The organism is Bradyrhizobium sp. STM 3809, from assembly GCF_000239795.1.
Classification (GTDB): Bacteria; Pseudomonadota; Alphaproteobacteria; order Rhizobiales; family Xanthobacteraceae; genus Bradyrhizobium.
This window is the reverse complement of record NZ_CAFJ01000360.1, coordinates 1-6691: the sequence shown is the minus strand read 5'-3', so window position 1 is coordinate 6691 and position 6691 is coordinate 1. Positions and strand designations below refer to the sequence as shown.

Sequence of the window (6691 nt, the reverse complement as noted above, 5' to 3'; positions counted from 1 at the left end):
CATTCCCTGCGCGGCGGTCTTAACGCTTCCTTCGCGCTCTCCTCGGGGACCGGCTGATTGACCCCGTCACATCGTGCGAGACCAGAAGCCTCGTCACGCGCTTGACCTCGGCACCGGGAGGCCAGGACCACACGACTTCACGTCCGTGACGCGTCGTTCGTCCACATGTGCAAGCACATGCTGCAACGTCTCACGGCCACCGCATCCCTGCCCCACGTGTCGTGACGATCGCGCGCTACGCCCCTCTCGGCGGGACAGGATGCACGCATCATGCACGATTTCTGTAAAAGCGAAAGCTTTTTCTTCGCGCGCCCCCGTGTGACGCGGAAGATATTTGATCTAGCTAGCAAATTCAGCCCGCCGCCACGAACTGTCGACGCGTCGCCGGCATGACCTCGACCGATCCGACGCCCATCCGCGACACCTGATTTGCCCGACGGGCACGCGCCCATCGCCCGCGTGCGAGCGACGCGATCGATAGTGTGGCCCGGGGAGCGCGCGGCACGGCGAACCAACACCAACTGATCGCGCTCGCCAACTGTGGATCTTGTCTCCATGACCAGAGCATCCGACTCGCTTGACAGCTAATACCCACCCAATACAATCGCACGTTGATTTCTCTCTTTCGAGTTTTCTATCGTAGTCAATCGTTTGCCCGTGTCCCACGGAGTAGGCCACTACTCGGACGGGCCTCTTGGTATTCATTTCAGTGCACGGTTTTGGGAGGCGCAGTCGCCTGACCCTGAATATGCTGGAGGACGCATTCATGAATTATACAATTTATATCGTCAACAACTCCACATCCGAACACGTCTTTTGGTGTTTTCTGAAGCGCCCGGTGGAGATCGCTGGAGATCCCGGAGTCTATGCGGTATCCAGCGCCTCGCTTTTGGTGGAGCCTCGTGACGCCCGGCCTGGTCTGTACTTCCAGATCCCCCTCCTGTACATCATCGGGGTTGGGGCCAGCCATAAAGCGGTCGGCCCGAACGTCGAGATCGTCCCTCAGATCACCATGCCGGTGTCCCTCAACGATCAGTGGCAGGCAAGTTATCGAACCATCCCCCCGCAGAAGACTCCGACGATGCAGTGGCTGGGGAATCAAGGTTCAGCGAACTCGATCTCAATTTTAACAATGCCTTCGACAAAGCCAAGAATGAGAGCGGCAATTGGTTTTCGAACCAATCCTTCGGAATTCAGACGCCTGCTGGTTCTATCGGCATGACGTGGTCTCCCGAGCCGCAGCAAACAAAGACGCTGACGCCTCAACTCTCCTTCTATATCGCGATTGGAGATTATGCAGAACGTTCTTTGACCGATTGGAACACCCTCTCAGTCAACTCGATTCAAGTCGATGCAGCCGAAGACTTCGTTTATGGTGCTGCCACGGTCACCTATGACTACTCAGGCAATTGGTCAAAGACACCTGGACGCCCGGTGCATTGGACTGGCTCCGCGGTTCGACAAGACACAGCACCGTAGCCTGGATGAGCGGAACCCTAAGCCCGGAGGGTAGAGGCGGACGGGACATCCGCGGTCTCACGAGCTTTGGTCGGTGAACCCGGATATTGCCCGAAACAGTCTCGCCTCGCATCAGGCGGCGTACGGCGCGGCGCTCCTCACGATGACAAGTTGACGCCGACGGCGACACTGCAGATCGGCCATAAGCCGTACGTCCATGGAGAGAGTCGAAGGTGAGCGGAGCGATGCCGGCGCGCTCTTATCTCCGGTTCATGACAGAGCGAGGGTTGGGGTGAGGGACAGCGGCGGATCGGAGGTGGCTCCCAACGGTCTAGCTTGATTTCGAAGCTGGCCGATCTTGGGTTGGGATACGATTGGACCTGATCAGCATCGCGATCGGCAGTGCGACCGTGATAGCGAGTATTGGCAAGCCGATCATCGCGACCAGCACGAGCATTCGGTTGACGCCGAACAGCCACGAAACACATATTGCGAGCTCGATCACCGCGAGGCCGATCAAACGGCCCCATATTCGTGCGCGCATTCTTTGCTCCCGAAAGGCCGCCTGACCACATCTGGGGGAGAGCGATGCGACGGCGCGAGTTCATTATGGTCACGTGGGCCTGCATGGCAGTCAATTGCAAGACCGACGGAGATGAGGCGCATCGCCGGACAACCGTCTCGAAGATTTACGAGCACTGCGTGAAATAGAGAATCAGGGGGAGCGCTGAAAAGCCGACAAATCCCGCCATGACGGCACCGAGCAGAATGTTGTAGTTGATGTTCTCCAAATAGGTGCTTGGAAGACCCATGTCGTCGAGCCGTGCTTTCGTGGCCGCGATCTGGTCGAGACTTCTCCGCCACGATATCGACATCCATCCGAGAATGACGGACACGAAGACCGGGAGGGGAGCTCCGACGAGCGCCGGACAAGACGAGCCTCCGGTGCTGACTCTCAGGGTGACAGTCAAAACCGCTATTGCGAAGCAGATCACTGCGCTGATCCGCAAGATCTTACAAAATGACGGCTGATCAAACATAAAGGGCACCTCGATCCGTGTGATATTCTAAAGGATATTGCTTGAAATAGTGTCAAAGCTCTCGCTGACTGCAGCGTCTTTCCATCCCGGACCCTTCGTTCGGCTCTGGGGATTTCTTTTGTTGGCATGTAGGCTGAATTGTCTGCCGGAGGGCTTGATGGTTGTATTCGCCCCTGGACGACCTTGCGCACACCAAGCGTTTGAGGAAGAGACGAAGTCCTACGGTGGAGAAATCGCGGTGGACCTGCTAGAGTTATCGACAGAGCGCCTGCGGTTGCGAACGCCTCGAATTGAGGATGCGGACGCCATCCAATCGATCGTGACGGACCCGCGTGTTGCTCTGACAACGGCATCGATCCCCCATCCTTATCCGGATGATGGAGCCAGAGGCTTCATCCTGCATGTTCAGAGCGTGGCGAGCCGCGATCGGCGCAATCTGGCCATGGTCCTTCTGGATCGGAAGGACGTGATCGGAATGATCGGATACCAGATCAAGGACATGGAGGCGGAGTTGGCTTACATCGTGTCTCCAGTCCATTGGCGACGAGGGTATGCAACCGAAGCCTGTAGGGAGATCATCGCCTATATCTTCGGCGCTACAGAGGCCGAGGCTGTCACTGCGCGGGCGATGACCGCCAATACAGCTTCAGAAGCTGTGCTCCGTAAGGCGGGGTTACGATGGCAGTCCGAACTGCCCGTCGTGCTTCCAGTACGCTCCGGCACTTTTCCAACCTCATGTTGGCGCCTTTCTCGCGATGAGTTCCAAAGGCTGTGACGCATATTGCTGGGCATTCCGATCGCAGGAGGCTGCGGAAGCCCTTTCAGCTATTGAAACTGCGAAAGCAGGATTGATGTCCGAGTGAATGTCTGAACCCGGTCCATCCCGGACCATCGAGTAGGCTCCGCGAATGTCGTTTCTCACGTTACACTTCTTCAGTAGCCCGCCAATCTGGCCGAAGGCCAATCCGTCGACTTCAGCCTGACCGTTTCGGAGAGATGGAATAGTCAGTCACGGCAGGCAGCACAAATCGGTTGAGGATGGCCAGCGGGATCGAATGTCTGTGGTCGAAAGCATTCACGACGACGACAAGATCGAGCGCCGGCAAGATGAACAGTCTTTGGCCGCCGCTGCCGAAGCCGGCGATCCAGGCCAAGTCTTGTCCATTGAACAGGGAACGGCCAAGCCACCAGTGATAGCCGTAATAGAGCGCCCCGTGCCCCTCGGCATTCATCCGCGGCGCCGTCGAACCGGCGCCCCACCGAGCAGGTACGACCTGACTGCCGTCCCAGCGCCCGTCGGCCAGCATGAGCTGACCCAGCTTGGCGAGATCGCGAGGCCGTAGCCGCAAGCCGGCAAAGGCCGCAGGCTCGGCGTTACCGGGAAAGCTCAACCACTCGACATCCGTGATGCCAAGCGGACCGAACAGCTTCTGAGCGGCAAATGCATCCATCCGTTGGCCAACCGCCTTGACCAGGGCAGCACCCAGCAAGGTGGTCGCGCCGCCGCTGTAGTTGAACGACACGCCGGGAGCCAACGCCATCGGCTGCTCCAGCACGTAGCGGCACGGGTCGTTGGCTTCGAGCAGTTGCCGTTCATTGTTGCGCCGGCTCTTCCAAGCGGCGCCTTCATCCCACCGCAGCCCATGGGACATCGTGAGCAGGTTCTCGAAGGTGATACGGGCATTCCTGGCTGTCCGCAGCTCGGCGTATTCTGGAAAGTAGTCCACGACGGAAGACGTGAGCGGAGGAAATCTCCCCTCGGAGAGCGCGATGCCGATGAGAAGCGAGGTCACGCTTTTCGAGATCGAACGAATGTCGTGCTTTGTTGCCGGAGAGAATTGTACCGGCTCCGCCCACGCCATCCAGCGGCGCTCCCGGCCACGAAAATATCGCTCGAACACCAGCTTCCCACGCCGGACGACGACGACAGCGTGGACGTTTCGCTTCGGCCATTGCTTGAGAAACGCCTCGAGCCCGGCGAGTGCGACGGAGTCAAGTCCGACAGCGGCGGGAGAGGCAACGGCCCATCCGTCATCAAGCATGGAAGAAGCCCCCGATTGCAATGGCCGAAGAAGAGCCAGATTCCACCCCGGGGGGTCGAGTACAATGCCTCCTTGCCGGCCATCATCCCAAGGCTACCGGCTCATCTCCCTCAGGTCGCGCAACAATCCGCCGGGTCCGCTCGATCCGGGATCGTCGCCCAGGCGGGTGAGCCAGTTGTACATGGAGAGGCGATGGAACAGCGTGTAGAGCCAGATCGCCTCGACCGGGTCTGGATGGTCGATCGGGCCATAGCCCGCAAGCAGCGGCTCGGGGCTTCGCGGGTCCTCATGGGTCGCGCACATCAGCGCCTTGGCCAGATCGAACAGCGCGTCGCCGGCGCGCGCATTGCCGAAATCGACCAGACCGGACAGGCGGAGGCCATCGGCCGGGTCGCGCGTCACGAGCACATTGCCCTGATGGACATCGTCATGGCAAAGCACGGGACCGCGACTGCAAGCCAGCAGGCCGTAGCGGGATTCCGCTTCGATCTCCAGGCGTCGTGCGAGGTCGGCGTCCGCGCCTTGCGCGCGGAATTCGCGGAAAGCGGCGGCGAAAGCTCCGCGCATGTAAGCATCGTTGGTGGGTTCGGGGGCCATTACGCCGGTCGCGCCGATATAGCCGTAGGCGCTCATCGGGATCCGATGCAGACGCCGCAACAGCTCGCCCATCTGCCGATAGATAGGCGCGACATCGAGGGTCGCCATCAGCGCGCGCACCGTCTCACCCGGCAGCCAGGTCATCAGCGCGAACCGGAGCGGCAGGTGCAGGCGCCGCTCGTCCACACACAACCAGCGCGGGAGCGCAACCCCGATATCGCCGGGAATGAAGCCGGCGACCAGCGCCTCCTTGGCTGGGGCCCATGCCGGCTCGTCGCCGTAGATCTTGAGCACCAGGGGGGCGCCGCCCCCGTCCAGGTCGACCCGATAGACCTCGGTGCTGCCGCCGTGAAGACGGCTGACCTTCACAGGCTCAAGGGTTGTATCGAGGTCGCGCACAATCCCTCGAACCTGCTGGAGACCTAGATCAAACGTCAGTCGTCGCGTCGGCGCCACCGTCATCGTCTCCGAAGGAGAGCTTCCAGCTAACGACTTCGAGCGAAGGCTGCAACCGTGAGCGGCGAGAGACGATCGACCCCCGCGCCGGCCGGAACGGCCCATAAGAATTTTCAACCTTTGGATGCAATGCTTTCCTGCGCGGTCATCCATGCTCAATCGCGCATGACGATCCACAGCACGCAGGCCGACCGTACGCTAGAGGCGCTGTCGAAGCTGCCCGGCACGGGACAGTTCACATCCAGGAGATTAGTCGTGACCGAAGACATGCCGAAGTCCGTCTGGTGGTTCGAGAAGCTGTTGTGGGGCTCCCTCCTGTTCGGTTGCCTGATAGCCCCGCTCGACTGGCACCGGATGGTCGCCAGGGCTGTCCACCAGGGCGCGAACGAGCACATCCCCGACTCTCTCCTGACCACGGAATTCGAGGTGATGAACATCATGGTCCTTGCCGGCCTGGCTTCAACCATCCTCCTTGGGCTGCTTTTCACGTGGCTTGCTGCGCGGCGGCGGATCAATTGGGTACGCTGGCTCCTGGCAGCTATATTCCTGTTGGGGTTGCCGGCGGCCTTTGGAAATCTGACGGACGTGCTACCGGTGAACCCGACCGTCGCGGTGCTCTTGATCCTGCAGGCCATCGTGCAGGCCACGGCGCTGGTGTTCGTCTTCCTGCCGAGCGCGCGGCCCTGGTTCTGGAAGGAGGAAGCCGGCCCGGCAAGCGCCTAGCGGGGCCGGCAACCGTTATTCTTAGCGGAGGCTGTCACCTCTATGCCAAGCTTCCGTGCCGAACGACGTGGATGGCCGGCACAAGTCCGGCCATGACGATGCGGAAACAGACAAGGTCTTCGCTGACAGCGCACCAAACTCCGCGACAGCATCGCGATGGATTGAAGTCGAGTGCGCCCGCTTAGCTCGCCCACCAGCGCCGCGTCGCGTGGCAGGTCGCCAGCGCCCGCTGATAGCCGGGGCGGGCGCGCAGCCGCGTCATGTAGGCCTGCACCGGGGCGTCGAACACGACGCCGGCGTTCTTGCGCGCCATCTCGAGCGCGTAGCCGACGGAGATGTCCGCCGCGGTGAACGCATCGCCCGCCATGTAGGGCG

Annotated in this window: 7 protein-coding genes and 1 pseudogene; 4 read left to right on the top strand and 4 right to left on the bottom strand. The window is 60.8% G+C overall.

Annotated features, from left to right (window positions below; all coding sequences use genetic code 11):
- Positions 1–766 precede the first annotated feature (766 nt).
- Complete coding sequence (locus BRAS3809_RS18955) at positions 767–1222, top strand: hypothetical protein (RefSeq protein ID WP_139017379.1); 456 nt, start codon at positions 767–769, stop codon at positions 1220–1222.
- A gap of 610 nt (positions 1223–1832) precedes the next feature.
- Positions 1833–2027: a hypothetical protein gene (locus BRAS3809_RS36675; protein ID WP_170323304.1), complete on the top strand. Its 195-nt coding sequence runs from the start codon at positions 1833–1835 to the stop codon at positions 2025–2027.
- Between the two features lie 120 nt (positions 2028–2147).
- Here BRAS3809_RS36675 and BRAS3809_RS37390 read toward each other — a convergent pair whose 3' ends face one another.
- Entirely contained in the window at positions 2148–2498 is a 351-nt protein-coding gene (locus tag BRAS3809_RS37390) for a hypothetical protein (protein WP_240535710.1), read from the bottom strand.
- A 157-nt stretch (positions 2499–2655) separates the two neighbouring features.
- On the opposite strand from BRAS3809_RS37390, the gene BRAS3809_RS18940 reads away from it, so the two are divergent.
- Positions 2656–3273, top strand: coding sequence for a GNAT family N-acetyltransferase (locus tag BRAS3809_RS18940; RefSeq protein WP_083839130.1), 618 nt, complete (start codon positions 2656–2658; stop codon positions 3271–3273).
- A 199-nt stretch (positions 3274–3472) separates the two neighbouring features.
- On the opposite strand, the gene BRAS3809_RS18935 is transcribed toward BRAS3809_RS18940, so the two are convergent.
- Entirely contained in the window at positions 3473–4540 is a 1068-nt protein-coding gene (locus BRAS3809_RS18935) for a serine hydrolase domain-containing protein (RefSeq protein WP_008963677.1), read from the bottom strand.
- Between the two features lie 93 nt (positions 4541–4633).
- On the bottom strand, positions 4634–5599 hold the full coding sequence (locus tag BRAS3809_RS18930) for a phosphotransferase family protein (RefSeq protein WP_008963676.1): 966 nt from the start codon (positions 5597–5599) through the stop codon (positions 4634–4636).
- A 51-nt stretch (positions 5600–5650) separates the two neighbouring features.
- Here BRAS3809_RS18930 and BRAS3809_RS18925 point away from each other — a divergent pair, with 51 nt between their 5' ends.
- Positions 5651–6316 carry a hypothetical protein gene (locus BRAS3809_RS18925; RefSeq protein WP_240535709.1) on the top strand — a complete coding sequence of 222 codons (666 nt, stop codon included), beginning with the start codon at positions 5651–5653 and terminating at the stop codon, positions 6314–6316.
- A 181-nt stretch (positions 6317–6497) separates the two neighbouring features.
- Here the strand turns inward: BRAS3809_RS18925 and BRAS3809_RS18920 are convergent.
- A pseudogene (locus tag BRAS3809_RS18920) lies at positions 6498–6691 on the bottom strand (glutathione S-transferase family protein); the annotation flags it as partial.

Bases quoted from the DNA above. Each gene is read 5' to 3' on its own strand.
- BRAS3809_RS37390 (WP_240535710.1), bottom strand. From the start codon at position 2,498: ATGTTTGATCAGCCGTCATTTTGTAAGATCTTGCGGATCAGCGCAGTG.
- BRAS3809_RS18930 (WP_008963676.1), bottom strand. From the start codon at position 5,599: ATGACGGTGGCGCCGACGCGACGACTGACGTTTGATCTAGGTCTCCAG.
- BRAS3809_RS18940 (WP_083839130.1), top strand. From the start codon at position 2,656: ATGGTTGTATTCGCCCCTGGACGACCTTGCGCACACCAAGCGTTTGAG.
- BRAS3809_RS18955 (WP_139017379.1), top strand. From the start codon at position 767: ATGAATTATACAATTTATATCGTCAACAACTCCACATCCGAACACGTC.
- BRAS3809_RS18935 (WP_008963677.1), bottom strand. From the start codon at position 4,540: ATGCTTGATGACGGATGGGCCGTTGCCTCTCCCGCCGCTGTCGGACTT.